This window comes from Streptomyces sp. NPDC002888, assembly GCF_042888465.1.
Lineage (GTDB): Bacteria > Actinomycetota > Actinomycetes > Streptomycetales > Streptomycetaceae > Streptomyces.
In genome coordinates this window covers 33431-52915 of the sequence record NZ_JBIAPU010000037.1, presented here as the reverse complement: position 1 = coordinate 52915, position 19485 = coordinate 33431, and the positions used below count along the sequence as shown (strand labels likewise).

At 70.9% G+C, this 19485-nt stretch carries 18 protein-coding genes; 9 read left to right on the top strand and 9 right to left on the bottom strand.

Features of this window, described 5'->3' with window-relative positions; all coding sequences use genetic code 11:
* The first annotated feature begins 16 nt into the window (after positions 1–16).
* On the top strand, positions 17–1321 hold the full coding sequence (locus ACFYWX_RS41390; protein ID WP_389430331.1) for an MFS transporter: 1305 nt from the start codon (positions 17–19) through the stop codon (positions 1319–1321).
* Between the two features lie 90 nt (positions 1322–1411).
* Here ACFYWX_RS41390 and ACFYWX_RS41385 read toward each other — a convergent pair whose 3' ends face one another.
* The 5 genes from ACFYWX_RS41385 to ACFYWX_RS41365 all read right to left on the bottom strand — a co-directional run bounded on the left by ACFYWX_RS41385 (position 1412) and on the right by ACFYWX_RS41365 (position 8557).
* The gene (locus ACFYWX_RS41385) at positions 1412–2413 is read right to left on the bottom strand and encodes a TerC/Alx family metal homeostasis membrane protein (RefSeq protein WP_389430329.1); all 1002 of its coding nucleotides are present in this window, start codon (positions 2411–2413) and stop codon (positions 1412–1414) included.
* A gap of 288 nt (positions 2414–2701) precedes the next feature.
* A complete protein-coding gene (locus tag ACFYWX_RS41380; RefSeq protein WP_389430327.1) occupies positions 2702–4714 on the bottom strand; it encodes a TerD family protein in 2013 nt (670 codons plus the stop codon).
* 53 nt (positions 4715–4767) lie between these two features.
* Positions 4768–5346: a TerD family protein gene (locus ACFYWX_RS41375; RefSeq protein ID WP_389430326.1), complete on the bottom strand. Its 579-nt coding sequence runs from the start codon at positions 5344–5346 to the stop codon at positions 4768–4770.
* A 156-nt stretch (positions 5347–5502) separates the two neighbouring features.
* Positions 5503–7650: an excinuclease ABC subunit UvrB gene (gene uvrB / locus ACFYWX_RS41370; RefSeq protein WP_389430325.1), complete on the bottom strand. Its 2148-nt coding sequence runs from the start codon at positions 7648–7650 to the stop codon at positions 5503–5505.
* 40 nt (positions 7651–7690) lie between these two features.
* A complete protein-coding gene (locus ACFYWX_RS41365) occupies positions 7691–8557 on the bottom strand; it encodes an MHYT domain-containing protein (protein WP_389430324.1) in 867 nt (288 codons plus the stop codon).
* A gap of 280 nt (positions 8558–8837) precedes the next feature.
* On the opposite strand from ACFYWX_RS41365, the gene ACFYWX_RS41360 reads away from it, so the two are divergent.
* The 4 genes from ACFYWX_RS41360 (at position 8838) to ACFYWX_RS41345 (ending at position 12324) form a co-directional block, all read left to right on the top strand.
* Complete coding sequence (locus ACFYWX_RS41360; RefSeq protein ID WP_389430322.1) at positions 8838–9713, top strand: glycerophosphodiester phosphodiesterase; 876 nt, start codon at positions 8838–8840, stop codon at positions 9711–9713.
* Between the two features lie 110 nt (positions 9714–9823).
* The gene (locus ACFYWX_RS41355) at positions 9824–10378 is read left to right on the top strand and encodes a methylated-DNA--[protein]-cysteine S-methyltransferase (RefSeq protein WP_389430320.1); all 555 of its coding nucleotides are present in this window, start codon (positions 9824–9826) and stop codon (positions 10376–10378) included.
* Between the two features lie 129 nt (positions 10379–10507).
* Positions 10508–11413 (top strand): pseudouridine-5'-phosphate glycosidase, encoded by a 906-nt coding sequence (locus ACFYWX_RS41350; protein WP_389430417.1) that lies wholly within the window; start codon positions 10508–10510, stop codon positions 11411–11413.
* Positions 11410–12324 (top strand): carbohydrate kinase family protein, encoded by a 915-nt coding sequence (locus ACFYWX_RS41345; protein ID WP_389430319.1) that lies wholly within the window; start codon positions 11410–11412, stop codon positions 12322–12324. The genes ACFYWX_RS41350 and ACFYWX_RS41345 overlap by 4 nt, the downstream gene beginning before the upstream one ends.
* 215 nt (positions 12325–12539) lie before the next feature.
* Here the strand turns inward: ACFYWX_RS41345 and ACFYWX_RS41340 are convergent, their stop codons facing one another.
* On the bottom strand, positions 12540–13334 hold the full coding sequence (locus ACFYWX_RS41340) for a methyltransferase (protein WP_389430317.1): 795 nt from the start codon (positions 13332–13334) through the stop codon (positions 12540–12542).
* Between the two features lie 239 nt (positions 13335–13573).
* Between ACFYWX_RS41340 and ACFYWX_RS41335 the strand changes: the two genes are divergently transcribed.
* Positions 13574–14701, top strand: a complete 1128-nt coding sequence (locus ACFYWX_RS41335) for a magnesium and cobalt transport protein CorA (RefSeq protein WP_389430316.1) — start codon at positions 13574–13576, stop codon at positions 14699–14701.
* A 24-nt stretch (positions 14702–14725) separates the two neighbouring features.
* Here the strand turns inward: ACFYWX_RS41335 and ACFYWX_RS41330 are convergent, their stop codons facing one another.
* The 3 genes from ACFYWX_RS41330 to ACFYWX_RS41320 all read right to left on the bottom strand — a co-directional run bounded on the left by ACFYWX_RS41330 (position 14726) and on the right by ACFYWX_RS41320 (position 16415).
* Positions 14726–15154: a CBS domain-containing protein gene (locus ACFYWX_RS41330; protein WP_389430314.1), complete on the bottom strand. Its 429-nt coding sequence runs from the start codon at positions 15152–15154 to the stop codon at positions 14726–14728.
* 136 nt (positions 15155–15290) lie between these two features.
* A complete protein-coding gene (locus ACFYWX_RS41325; RefSeq protein WP_389430312.1) occupies positions 15291–15704 on the bottom strand; it encodes a PPOX class F420-dependent oxidoreductase in 414 nt (137 codons plus the stop codon).
* 51 nt (positions 15705–15755) lie between these two features.
* Positions 15756–16415 (bottom strand): uridine kinase, encoded by a 660-nt coding sequence (locus tag ACFYWX_RS41320; RefSeq protein WP_389430310.1) that lies wholly within the window; start codon positions 16413–16415, stop codon positions 15756–15758.
* A gap of 87 nt (positions 16416–16502) precedes the next feature.
* Here ACFYWX_RS41320 and ACFYWX_RS41315 point away from each other — a divergent pair, with 87 nt between their 5' ends.
* From ACFYWX_RS41315 to ACFYWX_RS41305, 3 genes are all read left to right on the top strand, one after another.
* Entirely contained in the window at positions 16503–17204 is a 702-nt protein-coding gene (locus ACFYWX_RS41315) for a DUF2293 domain-containing protein (protein WP_389430308.1), read from the top strand.
* Between the two features lie 135 nt (positions 17205–17339).
* Complete coding sequence (locus tag ACFYWX_RS41310; RefSeq protein ID WP_389430307.1) at positions 17340–17819, top strand: DUF1772 domain-containing protein; 480 nt, start codon at positions 17340–17342, stop codon at positions 17817–17819.
* Positions 17820–17985: 166 nt separating this feature from the next.
* Positions 17986–19473, top strand: coding sequence for a glutamate synthase subunit beta (locus ACFYWX_RS41305; RefSeq protein WP_389430305.1), 1488 nt, complete (start codon positions 17986–17988; stop codon positions 19471–19473).
* Positions 19474–19485 lie beyond the last annotated feature (12 nt).

The following is a 19485-nucleotide window of genomic DNA, read 5'->3' as shown; positions in this document are numbered from 1 at the left end:
GGGTAGTTGACGCGGCATGCACGACGTACGCACCGTAAGGGCACCTTCCATGCTGCGGCTCGCGGCCGCCTCGCTCGCCGGGACTGCCATCGAGTTCTACGACTTCTTCGTCTACGGGACCGCGGCCGCGCTGATCCTGGGGCCGCTGTTCTTCCCGACCTTCTCGCCGGTCGCGGGGACGCTGGCCGCCTTCGGGACGTTCGGCGTGGGCTTCGGGGCGCGGCCGTTGGGGTCGGTGCTCTTCGGGCACATCGGTGACCGGCACGGGCGGCGGCCGGTCCTCGTCGGTTCGCTGCTGCTGACCGGCGGCTCGACGGTCGCGGTCGGTTGTGTGCCGACGTACGACACGATCGGGGTGGCCGCCCCCGTGCTGCTCCTCGTCCTGCGGTTTCTGCAAGGGCTGGGCCTCGGCGGGGAGTGGGGCGGAGCGGTGCTGCTGACCGCGGAGCACGCTCCTCCCGAGCGGCGCGGGCTGTGGTCGAGCTTCCCGCAGGTCGGCCCGGCCGTCGGCTTCGTGCTCGCCAACGGGGTGGTGCTGGCTCTGACCGCCACGCTGTCCGACGCGCAGTTCGCGCAGTGGGGCTGGCGTGTGCCGTTCTGGGCAGCGGGAGTGTTGGCCGTGCTGGGCCTCTGGCTGCGTTCGTCGCTGGTCGAGAGCCCGCGCTTTCTGGAGATCGAGGCCCCCGCGCGCGTACCGCTCGCCGAGGTGGTGCGGGACCACTGGCGACTCGTCCTGCTGACCGCCGGAGCACTCACGGTCGGGTACGCGCTCTTCTACGCCGTGACGACATGGTCCCTCGCCTACGGGACCGAGCGGCTCGGGGTGAGCCGAGTGGTCATGCTGTCCTGCATCATGGCCGCGGTGGTGGTGAAGGGGGCGCTCACGCCCTTGGTGGCGCTGCTCGGCGACCGTCTCGGGCGTCGGCCGCTGTGCCTGGCGGGGTGTGCCGCTGCGGCCCTGTGGATGCTGCCGATGGTCGCCCTCCTGTCGACGGCGGAGCCGTTGCTGATGTTCCTCGGTTTCCTGGGGGCGATGGTCGCGTTCGTCACCATGTTCGCGGTGATCGCCGCGTATCTGCCGGAGCTGTACGAGGCCCGGGTCCGGTGCACGGGTGCCGCCGTCGGCTACAACCTCGGCGGGGTCCTCGGCGGCGCGCTCACCCCGATCGTGGCCACGACGTTGGCGGAACAGGGCGGGCGGGTGCCCTGGGGCGTGGGCGCCTATCTGACGGGCGTCGCCCTCTTCAGCCTGGGGTGCTTCGCGCTGCTGCCGGAGACACGCCCGGTGCCGGTGGTGGCGGAGGCGGCGGCCACGGCTTGACGGCCGACTCCAGGTACGCCTCCCGGCAGGGGCCCGGCAGTCGACCTGCCGGGCCCCTCCTTGTGCGACGTGTGCGACGGGTGCCGCTGCTCAGACGTCGATGCTGTTCTTCGGACTGCCTTCGTTCGCCGCCTGCGCCGCCTCGGCCGCCTCCTGCTTCTTGGAGGCCCTGAGGCTGGTGATCGTGGTGACGATCAGGACCGCGCAGATCACGCCGAGCGAGACCGGGATGCTGATCTCCGGGACGTGGACCCCCGACTCGTGCAGCGCGTGCAGCACCAGCTTGACGCCGATGAAGCCCAGGATGATCGACAGGCCGTACGACAGGTGGACCAGCTTCCTCAGCAGGCCGCCGATGAGGAAGTACAGCTGCCTGAGGCCCATCAGCGCGAAGGCGTTGGCCGTGAACACGATGTACGGGTCCTGGGTCAGGCCGAAGATCGCGGGGATCGAGTCGAGCGCGAACAGGACGTCGGTCGTACCGATCGCGAGCATCACGACCAGCATGGGGGTCATGACCCGCTTGCCGTTCTGCTGGATCCACAGCTTGGTGCCGTGGTAGCGGTCGGCGACACCGAACCTGCGCTCGGCGGCCTTGAGCAGCTTGTTCTCCTCGAACTCCTCGTCCTCCTCGTCGGCCCGGGCCTCCTGGATGAGCTTCCAGGCGGTCCAGATCAGGAAGGCGCCGAAGAGGTAGAACACCCACGCGAAGCTGGCGAGGATCGCGGCGCCCGCGGCGATGAAGATCGCCCGCAGGACCAGGGCTATGAGCACACCGATGAGCAGGACCCGCTGCTGGTACTGCGACGGGACCGCGAACTTCGCCATGATCAGGACGAAGACGAAGAGGTTGTCGACGCTCAGCGACTTCTCGGTGATGAAGCCGGCGAAGAACTCGCCGGCGGGCTGGCCGCCGCCGAAGACGAGCAGGCCGAGTCCGAAGAGGCCGGCGAGAACGATCCAGACGACCGTCCAGATACCGGCTTCCTTGATCGAGACGTCGTGCGGCTTGCGGCCGATGAAGAAGTCGACCGCGATAAGGGCGGCAAGGCCCGCGATGGTCAGGACCCACAGGGTCACGGAAACATCCATTGCGCCTCCAGCAGTACGTAACGGCAGGTAATCAGCGTCGTCGCGCTGCCGGAGGTCTCTTCCACCCCGGACTCCCGGGCGCTGGACGCGCCGGGAGTCCACGGGCCGACGCCCCGGGATCTGGCCTGATCCGTATTGACGGGTACGCCGCAGCAGACAGGGAGTACTCCCCTCCGTATGGAAAACAGTACCCCAATCACCAAGGAAAGGTAAAGCGATTGGTAAAGGAAGTTCCAAAGCAGCTGGTCAGCCAGCTTTACGGGGACTTGGGGCAGACGTGGCCAGCCGTCACTGGTTCCATGAGCGACGGCCCGCAGCAACCTGCGTGAGCACATGCTGGAGGACCTGGCTGCCCGACGGCACGAGCGACGGCTCGTACGTCCAGGTGTGCCCCACCCATGGGTCGGCGAGGTGGTCGTCGGCGACCGGGGTCAGCCGCAGCAGCGAGCGCCACAGCGGATCCAGCAACGGACCGTAACCGGCGGCGTCCTCGCGGTCGGCGACCATCATCAGGTGGACACCGACGGCCGGGCCCTCGTCCGCGAGGTAGCGGAGCTGGGTCACGGCACGGTCGTCGAAGCCGTGCGGGAAGTCGTTGACGACCAGCAGCTGCTGCGAGGTGTCGAAACCGGGCGGGAGCGAGTCGGCGGCACCGCCGCGCACCGCCATCTGCACCAGGTCGACGCGCTGGGTGAGCCGGGCGAGGACGTCCGCCACCCCCGCGGCACCCACGGCGGGCGGGCCCGCGAGGACACCGGACTGCACCAGCGGCACCAGCTCCTGTGCCCCCGAACCCGCCGGGTCGGCGACATGCACCGTGAACTCGCCGGCGGGGTGGGCCGCGAGCAGCCGGGCGACGTGCGCCACTGCCGTCTCCATGGCCAGGCGGCGCAGGTCGTGGGAGTCTGCGAACGAGCCGTCGGACGATCCGGTCCGTCCGCTGTCCACCCACAGACCGCGTTCCAACGGCAGCCGGACCAGCATCGGGACGCGCAGCTGGTCGGCCTCGGGCAGATGGAGCTCGCCGAGGCGCAGGGCCATGGGCATCTCCATCGGGACGCGGTAGCCGTGCCAGACGGGGTTGTCCCAGCCGGCGTACGCGGGCGGCAGCGCGGGTTCGACGACCTCGGCCTCCGCAGCGAGCTGGGCGATGTCCCGGTCCAGGGCCTGCTGGGCCTGGTCGACGAGCTGGGCGTGTTTCGCGCGGGCCGCCTCACGGGCGGCGTCTCCCTGCCCGCCGATGCGGCTGCGCGGGTCGGACAGGACCTGGTCGAGCTCCTTCTCCATGCGGGACTCGGCGAAGTCGACGGCACTGCGGTAGGCGGCAGCGGTGCGAGCCAGGTCCTCGAACATGCCCCACACCTGGTTGTAGAGCCGCTCCTCCATGGTCCAGCCGGTCGCGTCACCGGCGACGGGCCGCGCGGGCTGTCCGGGCTCAGCCGGGGGTGCGGTGGGCGGAGGCGGAGGCGGAGCCGCGTTCTGACGGCGCGGGGGGCTGTAGTCGATCGGGCCGCCGACGGTGGGCGTGGTCGGTTGGCCGGCGGTGGAGGAGTCCGCGGGGGACGCGCCTGCCGGGTAGCCCGCGGGTGTTCCCGCGGTGCTCTGGCCCGGGGCCGCGTAGGGCGAGCCGCCCTGATCCTGAGTCGCGTAGGGCGAGCCGCCCTGGTCCGGGCCGAGCGCCGGTGCGGCCGCCTGCCGGGAGCGGTCGCCGTCGGCCGTACGCGGCGGCGGGGCCGCGACGGAGCGGGCCAGGCCCTGGGCGACCGCCTCGTTGATGCTGCTCGCGAGCTGCTGGGCCTGCGGGACGCCCTGGTCCGCGAAGAGCTCGCCGAGTCCGCCGGCGTAGCCCTGGCCGACGGCGCGCACCTTCCAGGCGCCCTGGCGGCGGTAGAGCTCCAGCACGACGACCGCCGACTCGGCTTCCAGACCGGTGACGGTGTAGCTGGCGATCTCGGTGCCGTCCGGTGCGGTGACCGCGACGAAGGGAGCGGCGACCACTCCGAAGCTGAGCGGTCCGCCGACGCCGCTGGGCAGGGCGAGCAGCACGGTGACACGGTGGACGGCTTCCGGCACGGCGTCCAGGTCCACCGCGAGCCGGTGGTCGGCTGCCGCCTGCCGGGAGACCTCGAGCCCGGGCAGGGTGGGCGCGCCGGGGTGCGCCACCCACTCGACGCCGTGGACCTTGCCGTGCTCGTCGCCGAGCGTGGCGCCGACCACGACCGGCTTGCCGGCCGAGACCCGGATCTCTAGGCGGGCCTGGGAGAGCGGGTGGTTCTGCCCCCGCACCAGCTCGGCCGTCATCGCCTTTCGTCCCCCTGTGTCGTTGTGGTGTTCTTTGCTGCTCGCCGGGCGTCCTACAGGTGCGGCAGGATCGACGGCATCAGGTCCTGGAAGGTGCGGCCGTTGGCCGGGGTGCCGATGGCCGTCATCGTCCAGCCCGGGCCCGTCCGGTGCACCTTCGCCATGATCTGGGCCGTGTAGGCGCCGCCGCCCGCGAGCGTGTACCGGGCGAGCTCCTGACCGTTGGTCTCGTCGACCAGGCGGCAGAACGCGTTCTGCACTTCCTGGAAGGTCTGGCCCGTGAAGGAGTTCACGGTGAAGACGATCTGGTCGATGTGGACCGGGATGCGCTGCAGGTCGACGAGGATCGCCTCGTCGTCGCCGCCCTGGCCGACACCGCCGACGAGGTTGTCGCCCGTGTGGCGCACGGAGCCGTCGTCGCTCACGAGGTGGCGGAAGAAGACGACGTCGACCGGCTGCTTGTCCGCGAACAGGACGGCCGAGGCGTCGAGGTCGATCTCCCTCGTACGCGAGCCGAACAGGCCGCGCCGCGGAGCCGCCTGCCAGCCGAGACCCATGCGCACCGCGGTCAGGCTGCCCCCGTCGTTCTTCTGCAGACTGATGGCCTGACCCTTGGTCATGTTGACGGTCACGCGCTGATTCCCCTCTCGAACTGTCCCCTGTTGCCGCGGAGCGCCGCGGTTGACCAGAACACTACGCAGGGGCACTGACAGTGCCGTACCCAGGCCCGCACTTTGTGTCGGTCTTGCAACACAGCGCGCTACGCCTGGGTCCGGCGGGACGGAAGGTCAGGCCAGGCCCGCCTCCTTCATCTGGCGCAGCTCCTTCTTCATTTCGGACACCTCGTCGCGCAGCCGGGCCGCGATCTCGAACTGGAGGTCGGCGGCGGCGGCGCGCATGCGCTCCGTCAGCTCCTCGATCTGCTCGGCGAGTTCGGCCGCCGGACGGTCGGTCGGCACGGTCTCCTTGGCCTTGCCCTTCGCGGCCTTCGCGGACTTCGCGCCCTTGGCCGCCTTGTCGCCGAGGGCGGGCACCGGGGCCTTGGTGCCGCGGCCGTCCTTCTTCGCGCGGTAGCCCGTGCCGAGCAGCTGCTCGGTGTCGACGTCCTCGCGGGCGATCTGCGCGACGATGTCGTTGATCTTCTTTCGGAGCGGCTGCGGGTCGATGCCCTTCGCCTTGTTGTAGGCGACCTGCTTCTCGCGGCGGCGGTTGGTCTCGTCGATGGCCCGCTCCATGCCAGGCGTGATCTTGTCGGCGTACATGTGGACCTGGCCGGAGACGTTGCGCGCCGCTCGGCCGATGGTCTGGATCAGCGAGGTGCCGGAGCGCAGGAAGCCCTCCTTGTCGGCGTCGAGGATCGCCACCAGGGACACCTCGGGCAGGTCGAGGCCCTCCCGCAGGAGGTTGATGCCGACCAGGACGTCGAACTCGCCGGCGCGCAGTTCACGCAGCAGCTCGACGCGGCGCAGCGTGTCGACGTCGCTGTGCAGGTAGCGCACGTGGATGCCGAGCTCCAGGAAGTAGGCCGTGAGGTCCTCGGCCATCTTCTTGGTGAGCGTGGTGACCAGGACGCGTTCGTCCTTCTCGACACGGGTGCGGATCTCGTGCACCAGGTCGTCGATCTGCCCTTCGGTGGGCTTGACGACGACCTCCGGGTCGATGAGGCCGGTGGGGCGGATGATCTGCTCGACGACGCCGTCGCCGCGCGAGAGCTCGTACTTTCCGGGCGTCGCCGACAGATACACGCTCTGCCCGATGCGCTCCTGGAACTCCTCCCACTTCAGGGGACGGTTGTCGAGGGCGGAGGGCAGACGGAAGCCATGATCGACGAGGGTGCGCTTGCGGGAGGCGTCACCTTCGTACATGGCGCCGATCTGCGGAACGGTGACGTGGGACTCGTCGATGACGAGGAGGAAGTCGTCCGGGAAGTAGTCGAGCAGGGTGTTCGGCGCGGAGCCGGGCGAGCGGCCGTCGAAGTGCATCGAGTAGTTCTCGACGCCGGAGCAGGATCCGATCTGGCGGAGCATCTCGATGTCGTACGTCGTGCGCATCCGCAGGCGCTGGGCCTCCAGGAGCTTGCCCTGCTTCTCCAGCTCGGCCAGGCGCTCGCCGAGTTCCTTCTCTATGTCGTTGACGGCCCGCTCCAGGCGCTCGGGGCCGGCGACGTAGTGGGAGGCCGGGAAGACGTACAGATGCTCGTCGTCGCTGATGATCTCGCCGGTGAGCGGGTGGAGCGTCGACAGGGCCTCGATCTCGTCGCCGAACATCTCGATGCGGACGGCGAGCTCCTCGTAGACCGGGAAGATCTCGATGGTGTCGCCCCGGACGCGGAAGGTGCCGCGGCTGAACGCCATGTCATTGCGCGTGTACTGGATGTCGACGAAGCGGCGCAGCAGCTCGTCCCGGTCGATCTCGTCGCCGACCCGGAGGGGGACCATGCGGTCCACGTACTCCTGTGGAGTACCGAGGCCGTAGATGCAGGAGACGGAGGCGACCACGACGACGTCACGGCGGGTGAGCAGGGAGTTGGTCGCGGAGTGGCGCAGGCGTTCGACCTCCTCGTTGATCGAGGAGTCCTTCTCGATGTAGGTGTCCGACTGCGGGACGTACGCCTCGGGCTGGTAGTAGTCGTAGTACGAGACGAAGTACTCGACGGCGTTGTTCGGCAGCAGCTCGCGGAACTCGTTCGCCAGCTGGGCGGCCAGCGTCTTGTTCGGCGCCATCACGAGGGTGGGGCGCTGGAGCTTCTCGATCATCCACGCGGTGGTGGCGGACTTGCCGGTGCCGGTCGCGCCCAGGAGGACGACGTCCTTCTCACCTGCCTCGATGCGCTTGGCCAGCTCGGCGATGGCCGCCGGCTGGTCGCCGCTGGGCTGGTAGGGGCTGACGACCTCGAAGGGCGCCACCGTGCGTTCGATGTGGGAAACGGGCCGCATGGGATCCACCGTACGACCCGCCACTGACAACCGGGTCCGGTCAGCGGTTCTGCGGGGCGCGGGACTCCTGGTGGCCGACCTTCTTGCGGGGACGCAGGGGGGCGCGTCGGGCGGTGTGGTGGAACGGAGTGTGCGCCGGTACGCCCGGCTTGTGCTCGACGGGGGCCCAGTTCGGCTTGCCCATGACCATCAGGGGGTCGCGGAGCACCACGACGCCCGCGAGGCACAGGAAGGCGAGCGGGCCGATCAGCATCGGCGCGAGCAGGCCGGCGGGCGAGTCCCCCGTGGCGGGTGCGCCCGTGCCGTGGACGTGGACGCTCAACGCGGCCATGCCCGTGTAGTGCATTCCGCTGACGGCCAGCCCCATGACGAGGCTCGCCCCCACGCTCCACAGAAACCCTCTGACCTGTCCGGCCGCCCACAGGGCGGCGGTGGCCGCCACCATCGCTATGACGACGGAGGCGGCGACGGTGACGGTGTTGTACTCCAGCGTCCCGTTGAGGCGCATGCCGGCCATGCCGAGGTAGTGCATCGAGGCGATGCCCAGGCCGGTGATGGTGCCTCCGGTGAACAGGGCCGTTCCTGAAGCGCCCTTGTAGCCGACGATGAAGATCCCGACTCCCACCATCACGATGGCGACGCCGAGGCTGGCGTACGTCATCGGTTTGTCGTAGTGGATCGGCGCCCCTTCGACGGTGAAGCCCATCATCGCGACGAAGTGCATGGTCCAGATGCCGGAGCCGATCGCGGCCGAGGCGAGGGCCAGCCAGCCGGGGCGCCACGAGTGGGTGACCAGCAGGGCCCGGGTGGTGCAGCGCAGGCCGAGAGCACCGCCGAGGCAGGCCATGAGGTAGGCCACCAGTGGTGTGACGAGGCCGTAGCTGAATCCGTCGACCGTGCCCTGCATACGCAGCTGCCCTTCCGCCCTGTTGTGTTCCGGAAATCCCTGGAATGCGCCCCCTGCCAGGGCCGCACGAGCGGCCAGGGTTGACGAAAAAGAGTATGACCCCCACCGGAATGGTCGAACGATTTTCCCGCAAAGAAACACGTCCTTGCCCCACATGTGCGGCACCAGTGTGCGGGCTTGGGAAACGCCGTTCCTTCTGTGGTCATCCTGCACCCCTCCACTGTTGACCCTCTGCTGTCAGAGTTGAGCTGTCCGTGATCATCAGACGCGAGGAGTACGCATGCACGCGCGCGCAGTTGCGGCCACGACCACCGCACTCCTGGGTACCGCCGCCTTCCTGCTCCCCGCCCCCCACGCCCGGGCGGGCATCGCCACACGGCCTTCCGTCATCGCGCACCGGGGCGCTTCCGCGCTCGCCCCCGAGAACACGCTGGCCGCCGTCGACAAGGCGGCCGAGCTGGGCGTCGCGTGGGTGGAGAACGACGTCCAGCGCACCAGGGACGGCGAACTCGTGGTGATCCACGACGACACCCTCCGGCGCACCACGAATGTGGAGGAGGTGTTCCCGAACCGTGCCCCCTGGAAGGTGAAGGACTTCACCACCGCCGAGATCGCGCGTCTCGACGCGGGCAGCTGGTTCGGCCCCACGTACGCGGGCGCGCGCGTGCCGACGCTGGAGCAGTACGTGGACCGCGTCGAGCGCCACCACCAGAAGCTGCTGCTGGAGATCAAGAATCCCGAGCTGTATCCGGGCATCGAGCGGCAGACCCTCAAGCTGCTCAGCAACGAGGGCTGGCTCGACGAATGGCACCTCGTGGACCGGCTGATCGTCCAGAGCTTCAGCACGGACAGCGTGCGCACCGTCCACGAGCTGAAGCCCGGCCTCAAAACCGGCTTCCTCGGTACGCCGTCCATGGCGGACCTGCCCGGGTACGCCGAGTTCGCCGACCAGGTCAATCCCTCGTACAGCTCCATCTCCCGGGGGTACGTCTCCGCCGTCCACGCGTTCATGGGACCGCACGGCAGCCCGATGGAGGTCTTCACCTGGACCGTCAACGACGCGGACACCGCCCGGACCGTCGCCGGGTACGGCGTCGACGGCATCATCACCAACAAGCCCGACGTGGTGCGGGAGGCGCTGACGTCCGGGTTCTGACCCGCTCCGGGGTTCTGGTCCACCCAGGATCGCGACCCTGCCACGCCTCGGAGCCCGGGTCGGTGTCCGGGCGCCGGGGCGTTGTCAGTGGCGAGTCGTACGGTGGGCGCATGGACAGCCATGGGCAGTACGAGCAGCAGGTTGTGTGGACCGTCATCGGCACCGACATCGGTCCGCTGTTGCTGGCCGCGACCCACGAGGGGCTGGTCAACGTCGTCTTCCACGCCACGGAATCCGTGCGCGACACGGCCCTGGCCCGCCTCGCGTCCCGGCTGGGCACCGAGCCCGTCGAGGCGCCCGGCTCCCCGCTGCTGGCCGAGGCGATACGTCAGGTCGAGGCGTACTTCGCGGGGAGGCGGCGTGACTTCGAGCTGCCGCTGGACTGGTCGCTGATCTCGGGCTTCAACCGGGAGGTGCTGCGCGAACTGGCCTCAGGCGTCCCGTGCGGCGCGGTCGTCGGCTACGGCGAGCTGGCCGGCCGGGTCGGCCAGCCGGGCGCCGCCCAGGCGGTGGGCGTGGCCATGGGCTCCAACCCGCTGCCGGTCGTCGTGCCCTGCCATCGGGTCGTGGAGAGCGACGGCGGCATCGGCGGTTTCGGGGGCGGTCTGGAGACCAAACGGAAGCTGCTCGCTCTGGAGGGGGTCCTGCCCGAGCCGCTGTTCTGAGGCAGTCGCGCTCGGCGGGCCCGTCATGCATCGCGGATGGGTGTCCTCCCCCACAGGTCGCACGGGTTTGACCGGGCGTGCCGCTCGCCAGGGATGAGGGAGGACCGACGGACAGGAGGCAGGCGCGTGGTGCTGGTGGTGTCGGATGAGGTGCGGGACGCGATCGACGCGCGTCGCCCCGTGGTGGCCCTGGAGTCCACGATCATCGCGCACGGGCTGCCGCGCCCGCGCAACCTACAGGTGGCCCTGGAGCTGGAGGCGGCCGTGCGGCAGGAGGGTGCCGTGCCGGCGACCATCGCCGTGCTGAACGGGCGGCCCCATGTGGGCCTGGACAAGGAGCAGTTGGAGCGGGTCGCCAACGAGGACGGCATCCGCAAGCTGGGTCATCGCGACCTGCCGCTCGCGGTGGCCTCCGGGGCGAGCGGGGCGACGACGGTGTCGGCGACCGCGCTGCTGACGGCGCGGGCCGGGGTCCGGGTGTTCGCGACCGGGGGGCTCGGCGGGGTGCACCGGGAGTGGACGGTGACGCAGGACGAGTCGGCCGACCTGGGCCTCCTCGCGCGGACGCGGATCACGGTGGTGTGCGCGGGCGTGAAGTCGATCCTCGACGTCCCGGCGACCCTGCAGCGGCTGGAGACGCTGGGCGTCGCGGTGGCCGGCTACGGCACGGACCGTTTCCCCGGCTTCTACCTGTCCGACTCCGGACATCCCGTGGAGTGGACGCTGGACACACCGCAGCAGGTGGCGGAGGTGATGCGAGCGCAGGACACGTTGAACGTCCCGGAGTCGGCACTGATCGTCGCCAACCCGGTTCCCGAGGAGGAGCAGCTGGATCCCGAGCTGCACGCGCGTGTGCTCGCCGACGCGCTGCACGCGTGCGAGGCGGAGGGGATCACCGGACAGGCGGTCACACCGTTCCTGCTGGGCTACCTGGTACGGCACACCGACGGTGCCTCGCTGAGCGCGAATCTGGCGGCGGTGCGCGGCAACGTACGGCTGGCGGGGCGGATCGCGGCGGCCTGGGCCGGGGCATGACCATGCGCCGGGACGGTGCGCTGCTGGTCGTCGGGGACGTGGTCACGGACGTCGTCGCCCGGCACCGGGGGCCGCTCGCCCCGGGCACCGACACTGCCGCCGCCGTGCGGACCCTGCCGGGTGGGGCGGGCGCCAATGTGGCGTGCTGGGCGGCGCATTGGGGGTGTGCGGACGTACGTCTGCTCGGCCGGGTGGGCGGCGACAGCGCGGCGTGGCACGAGCGGGAGCTGGTCGCCTGTGGGGTGCGGCCCCTGCTCGTCGTCGACCCCGAGGCCCCGACCGGGACGGTGGTCTGTCTGGTGGACACGGACGCCTCGGCCGAGCGGACGTTCCTCACGGACAGCGGCGCGTCCCTGCGGCTCGCGCCCCGTGACTGGTCGGAGGCGTTGCTCGACGGGGTCGTCCGGCTGCACCTGTCGGGTTACCTGCTGTTCTCCGCCACGGGGCGGGCAGTAGTGGCGGAGGCGCTGAAGTCGGCACGCGCGCGGGGGGTGCCGGTGAGTCTGGATCCGGCTTCGGCGGGTTTCCTGGTGGAGCTGGGCGTCGACCGTTTCCTGGCGCTCGTCGACGGGGTGGACGTCCTGCTGCCCAGCCGTGACGAGGCATGTCTGCTGACGGGGTTGCCGGATGCGGCGGACGCCGCGGCCAAGCTGAGCCGCCACATTCCGCTGGTGGTCGCCAAACAGGGCGCGGACGGTGCGCTGGTGGCCCGCGACGGCGCCGTACTGGCCCGTGTCCCCGCCCGGCCGGCGGCTCCCCGGGACACCACGGGGGCCGGCGACGCCTTCACGGGAGCGTTCCTCGCCGCGCTGCTGGCGGGGGCCGAGCCACAGGACGCCGCGGCGGAAGGGTGCCGAGCGGGGGCACGCGCGGTGGAGCGTGTGGGCGGCCGACCGCGTTCGGCTACGTAGCGGCACGCATCCTCGGCGACAGCGGCGCACGCCCTCACCGACGTGACGGCACGCATCCTCGGCGACGTGGCGGCGCACGCCCTCACCGACGTGACGGCACGCATCCTCGGCGACGTGGCGGCGCACGCCCTCACCGACGTAGCGGCACGCGCCTCACCGACGCCGCAGCGCCCGCCCCCGCCTCGCCGCGGACACCCCTCTGACAGCATCCCCTCTCACGGCTTCCGCCCCCACGCCGAGATCATCGGCGCCGTGGCCAGGTCCATGCTGCCGGACGCCACGTTCGCGAGGTGGCGGTCGATGTCCTGGTGGGTGGCGAGGCCGGCGGCGACGAGGTCGTCGCGAATCTGACGGATCGTCGCGGACTCCAGGGCGGCGCAGGCGGGCGAGGCGATCGGGAAGTAGGCCTCGGCCGTCACGCCGCGCAGCCCGGCCTCGCGCATCAGACGCGGAAGCCTGCGGCCGTACGACAGGTCGGCGCCGCAGTCGGCGAGGAGCTGTCGGAAGCCGTGCCGCAGCCGGTTGGCCAGCTGCTGCTCGGGGCCGTACTCGTCGGGGCAGGTCAGGGGCTGAAGGGCGGGGTCGGCGTCCTCGATCAGGAGCCGTCCGCCGGGGCGCAGGGCCTTGACCATGGACCGCAACGCCCGGTCCCGGTCGGGCACGTGGACCAGGACGAGCCGGGCGTGCACCAGGTCGAAGCCCTCCCCCGGCGGCTCCTGCGCGCCGACGTCGTGCACGCGCACCTCGACCGGCGGGCGGGCGGCGGGGGTCAGCCGGGAGGTGTCGATGTCGGTCGCGACCACCTTGCCGGTCGGCCCGACCTTCTTGGCGAGCCAGGACACCACCGAGGTGCCGCCGGCGCCGACCTCCCAGCAGCGCCAGCCTGAGCCGATACCGAATCCCTCGAGGTGCCGGAACGTCGTGGGGTCGAAGAGGGCCGCGAAGGCGTCGAAGCGCTCTGCCGCCTCGGCCTGCTGGTTGTCGAGGAGGTACCCGTCGGTTCGCGTCATGGCACGATCATCCCAGTTGCTCGACTTGTCCGACATGGTCGACGCTCCGGCACGACGGGGCGGCGCGCTTGGCGACAACCGGCCGTCGCACACGGTGACCGAGACCCCGTCGTCCACAGCCGGGAACAAAGCGGAACACTCCGTTTCCACAGGCTTACCCGGCACCTACGTCGGCCTGGCAAACTGGCGCGTCAAGGCGCAGGAATGCGGTGCGAGGAGATCCACGCAAGGAGATCCAGATGTCCATGGCAGGGAATCTGCGGAAGGTCACGAGCCTCGGCAGGGTCGGCGGCCTCCGCAAGGTGGCACGGCTGGCCCGGCGGCGCCCGCGTGTCGACCTGAGCCACCCGGCCCGGTCCCCGCTGGGCTCCTCGGTCGTGAACTGCGTGGCCTACCGGGACGGGGTCCGGGCCCCGGCCCCCGGCGATCTGGTCGACACCCTCGAGCGGGTGCGCAAGAGCGGTGACGGTTTCGTGTGGCTAGGTCTCCACGAACCCACGAACCGGGAGTTCGCGGGCATCGCCGAGCTCTTCGACCTGCACCCGCTGGCGGTCGAGGACGCCGTCGAGGCCCATCAGCGTCCGAAGGTGGAGCGGTACGGCGAGACGCTGTTCGCGGTGTTCAAGACGGTCTGCTACGTCGAGCACGAGGAACTCACCGCGACGAGCGAGGTGGTGAACACCGGCGAGATCATGGTGTTCGTCGGCCGCGACTTCGCCATCACGGTGCGCCACGGCCGGCACGGCTCGCTGGGTCCGCTGCGGGAGGAACTGGAGTCGGATCCGGACCAGCTCACCAAGGGCCCGTCGGCGGTGCTGCACGCGATCGCGGACCATGTGGTCGACGACTATCTCAACGTCATCGACGCGGTGCAGGCGGACATCGACCAGGTGGAGACGGACGTCTTCGCGGAGAACGGCGCGCGGGCCGACCCGGGCCGCATCTACCAGCTCAAGCGCGAACTGCTGGAGCTGAAGCGGGCGGTGGTGCCGCTCGGACGTCCGCTCCGGGATCTGGCGGAGCGGCCGACCCGGGTGGTCGAACCGGAGATACAGGCGTACTTCCGCGACGTCTCCGACCATCTGCTGCGGGCCACGGAGCAGATCGCCGCCTTCGACGAACTGCTCAACTCGATCCTCCAGGCCCATCTGGCACAGGTCACGGTCGCGCAGAACGAGGACATGCGGAAGATCACGGCGTGGGCCGCGATCGTCGCCGTGCCCACGATGGTGTGCGGGGTGTACGGCATGAACTTCAAGCACATGCCGGAGCTCCACTGGCGGTACGGCTACGGCATGGTCATCGGCGTCATATCCGTCGCCTGTCTGGCGCTGTACCGCGGCTTCCGGCGCAACGGCTGGCTCTGACCCCTCCCACGACCTGGGCCGGTGTCAGTGTGGGGTGGTCCTGGCGTAGACGCTCTCGGCCCAGGAGCCGATCTGGTCCTCCGAGAGGTGCTGGGCCAGGTCGGACTCGCTGATCATGCCGACGAGGCGCTTGTTGTCGATGACGGGGAGCCGGCGGATCTGGTGCTCCTGCATCTCGTGGAGCACCTCGCTGACGTCGGCGCCCGCGTCGATCCAGCGGGGCGTGCCCTGGGCCAGTTCGCCGGCGGTCGTCTTGGCGGGGTCGTGCCCCAGCGCCACGCAGCCGACGACGATGTCGCGGTCGGTGAGGATGCCGCAGAGCCGTTCGTTCTGGTCGCTGATCGGCAGGGCTCCCACGTTCAGGTCACGCATCAGCTGGGCGGCCCGGTCCAGGGTTTCGTGGGCGGGGATCCACTGGGCACCGCGGTGCATGATGTCTCGGGCGGTGGTCATGGAGCACCTCCGGTGCCGGACGGCCGGCGCGGCGCGGACGCACCGCCTTGTCCCGTTGCCCTACATTCTCGCCGCCCCTTCGGGCCGACGCACCCCGAGCCCGGCGGGTGTTCGGCGCACCGCGCGGCCCGAGTCCTCAGGCCGAGAAAGCCACGATCTTCCGCGGCACGACACGGATGATCACGCGGACCTCGTCGTCCTTCTCGGCGGGCGGGTCGATGCCGAGGTACTTGTGCGAGAGCTCGTGCGGAAGCCGCTTGCCCTCGTCCGGGAGGATCTCGGCGGTGCCGCGGATCTCGACGGAGGTGTAGGGGTTGGCGAGGTCGAACACCGAGAGGCTGATGCGGGGGTCGCGGCGGAGGTTGCGCACCTTCTGGCGTCCGTCGGTGGAGGAGAAGAGCACGGTGTCGCCCTCGCGTTTGATCCAGACCACCGAGTTCTGCGGGGCGCCGTCGGGGCCGAGGGTGGCGACGCCGGCGAAGTTCTTGCCGTCGAGGAGGGCGCGGACGGAGTCGTCGAAGGAGACGGAAGGTGCGGTGGAGGTCGTCATGCCGAACAGCGTACTTACATGCATGCGCATGTAAAAGCGGTTTCCCGGATTTCAGTCCGATGCTCCGGGCAGGCCGCTCCAGGCCGGATGGCGTGGGTCGTCGGCGCGCACGAGGACGTCGGCCGTGCCGACGGGGTCGGTCTCCTGCTCGTAGCGCTCGAAGGCGTGGAGGGTCCAGTGGTCGGTCCCGGGGGTGCGGCGGCGCAGGGCGCCCGGGGAGAGGAGGACGTGGACGGCCAGGTCGAAGGGGAACCAGTGGCGCAGCAGGAGGGGGCCGTGCAGGAGAAGGAAGCCGCCGGGCGGGAGTGGGACGTAGGGGCTGCGGGTGGCGCGGTCCGTGGCGGGATCCCAGAAGTCGGGCAGGATCCGCCCGTCGCCGCCGGATTCGAGGGGGCCGAACACCTCGCGCCAGAGGGCGCCGGTGTCGAACCAGCCGTTGTAGTAGGCCTCCACGTCCTGGTGGCCGTACTCCAGGCGGAGCGAGGCGGGTCGCAGGAAGCCGTGTGTGTCGACGGTCAGCGAGGGGCGGCCGCGCACACGGAGGGCTTCGGCGACCCGTGCCGCGAGGTCTCCGGGGCGGGCCGCCGGGGCGCCGTCGAAGGCGATGCGCGGCCAGGGACTGCCGTCGTCCGGTTTCAGGTCGAGCAGCCGCTCGGCGAGGAGGTCGCCGAGCCGGTCCCAGGTGATCGCTTCAAGTCGCACACGGCCCATGATGCGTCAGTCGCCGGTCGGAACGCGTCGCGCTCGACGCCGGAGAAGCGGACCGGTTCCCGGCCCGCCGAGGGGAATGAACCCTGTATGGCAGCCCTCGCTACTCCCCCGCCCCGGACCGGACTTCTCGTCATCCAGCCGATCAGGAGGAAACACTGTGCCGAGTGCCGCCGGGGCCCGCTGCCGCTGCTCGTGCTGGAGGACGGTGCGCCCCGGTGCCTCGACTGCGCCGATCTCGGCCACCTGGCCTTCCTGCCGCGCGGGGACACGGCGCTGACGCGCAGATCGCGGGAGGAGAGCACGCTGTCGGCGGTGGTCGTGCGCTTCAACCGGCGCAAGGGGCGCTACGAGCGACAGGGCGTCCTCGTCGAGGAAGCGGGGCTGGCGCGGGCCGAGGAGCGGTGCCTGGCGGACGCGGAGGCCCGTCGGCGACGGCGGGCGAGGGACGCCTTGCGGCGGGCGGCGCAGGACATGCGGTTCACGGAGGCATTCGCGGCGGAGATACGGCGCCTGCTTCCCGGCTGCCCGGAGGACCGGGCCCGGGCGATCGCCACGCACGCCTCGCTCCGGGGCAGCGGGCGGGTCGGGCGGAGCGCGGCCGGGCGGGCGCTGTCCGAGGTGGCGGTGGTGTCGGCGGTCGTGGCCTCCGTACGGCACCTGGACACGCCGTACGACCAGCTGCTGATGAGCGGGCTGCCGCGGCACGAGGCGCGGCGGCGGATCGCGGCGGGGGTGGAGGCCGTGCTGCGGGCATGGGGATGGGAGGGGCGGATCGGCTTCGCCGGATGAGGCGGGCCGTGGGCTGGACGCGGGCGGATGCCCGCGCGCTCCTCGGCCATGGTCACCGTGCCCGTGCCGGAATTCACTGGTCGTGACGGGTCGGGGCGGGAAGGATCTCGGTTCGACGAGGGAGTTGACGTTGACATGAGCGAGGAGCCGTATGCCGTACTGGCGCTGCTGGGCGTGCTCGGGACCGGGCTGGTGGCCGGGACCTTCTGCGCCTTCTCCACCTTCGTGATGAGAGGGCTCGCGCAGCTGCCGCCCGTGCAGGGTGTCGCCGCGATGAACGCGATCAACAGGGCCGCCCTGAAACCGCCGTTCATGATCGTGTTCCTCGGATCGGCGGGGCTGTGCGCGGTGACCGCGGTGGTGACGTTCGTACTGTGGCCGGACGACGGAGCGGTGGAGCTGCTGCTGGGCAGCGCGCTGTATCTGGTCGGCGCGTTCGGGGTGACCGTCGTCGCCAACGTGCCGCGCAACGACGCGCTGATGCGGCTGGACCCGGGCACCCCCGAGGCGGCCGCCTACTGGCCCTCGTACCTGCGCCGGTGGACGGCGTGGAACCACGTCCGCACGGTCGCCTCCGCGGCCGCCGCGCTCTCGTACGCGCTGGCGCTCGCCTGAGGGAGGCAGAAACCGGTCGGGACCCGTGGCCCCTGCGGGAGAAAGCGCTGTCTCGGAAGGTGACCGGGCTCCTGCGTCTGTGGCCGATGGGACGTATCGTGGCCGAAAGAGTGCCGCCCGGCGACGCTCGGCAGCCCGTCGTACCCGTATTGCAAGGAAGACGGCCATGGCCGATCCCAAGGGATTCATGACCACACCGCGCCAGGACTGGCCCCGTCGGCCGGTCGAGGAGCGGGTCCGGGACTGGGACGAGGTGTACGTCCCCGGGGCGCTGTTGCCCATCATCAGCAAACAGGCCGACCGATGTATGGACTGCGGCGTCCCGTTCTGTCACGACGCCTGCCCGCTCGGCAATCTGATCCCCGAGTGGAACGACCTGGTCTCCAGGGAGGATTGGCGGGCGGCGAGCGACCGGCTGCACGCCACGAACAACTTCCCCGAGTTCACCGGGCGGTTGTGTCCGGCGCCGTGCGAGGCGGGGTGTGTCCTCGCCATCAACCAGCCCGCGGTCACCATCAAGAACGTCGAGTGCGCTGTCGCCGACCGGGCCTGGGAGGACGGGTTCGTGCCGCCCCGGCCGCCGGACCGGCTCTCGGGGCGGACCGTCGCGGTCATCGGCTCCGGCCCGACGGGGCTCGCCGCGGCGCAGCAGCTGACCCGGGCGGGCCACACCGTCGCCGTGTACGAGAAGGACGACCGGCTCGGCGGGCTGATGCGGTACGGCATCCCCGAGTTCAAGATGGAGAAGCGGCATCTGGAACGGCGGATCGAGCAGATGCGCGCCGAGGGGACCAAGTTCCGTACGTCGACGGCGGTCGGCCGGGATGTCGCAGCCTCCGAGGTGCGGGCCCGGTACGACGCCGTGGTGATCGCCACCGGGGCGACGGCGTGGCGGGAACTTCCGGTACCGGGTCGGGAATTGTCCGGGATACACCAGGCGATGGAGTATCTGCCGCTGTCCAACCGGGTGTGCGAGGGCGACCTGGAGGCTTCGCCGATGTCCGCCGCCGGGAAGCATGTCGTGATCGTGGGCGGCGGCGACACCGGGGCGGACTGTCTGGGGACGGCGGTGCGGGAGGGTGCCGCGTCCGTGACCCAGCTGGACATCTACGCCCAGCCGGGCGCGGAGCGCGACGAGGACGCGGAGCCCTGGCCGACGTACCCGAAGATCTACCGGCTGTCGGCCGCGCACGAGGAGGCCGGCGATCTGCGGACCGCGCCGGCGGCGGACGCGGACGCGCGGCTGTTCGCGGCGTCCACGCTCCGCTTCACCGGCGACGAGGACGGGCAGGTGCGGTCGCTGCACCTGGTCGAGGTGGACGCGGGGCGGCGCCCGAAGCCGGGTACCGCGCGGGCGCTCCCCGTCGACCTCGTGCTGCTCGCCCTGGGCTTCTCCGGGCCCGACCGCGCGGACGGACTCATCGATCAGCTGGGCCTCGAGCTGGAGCCGCGCGGCACGATCACGCGGGACGCCGACTTCGCGACGAACGTGCCGGGGGTGTTCGTCGCCGGGGACGCCGGGCGCGGGCAGTCGCTGATCGTGTGGGCGATCGCGGAGGGGCGTGCGGTGGCGGAGGCTGTCGACCGTCATCTGACGGGGAGTTCGCGGCTGCCGGCGCCGATATCGCCGTACGACCGGCCGATGGCCGTGTGAGAACAGGGGGCG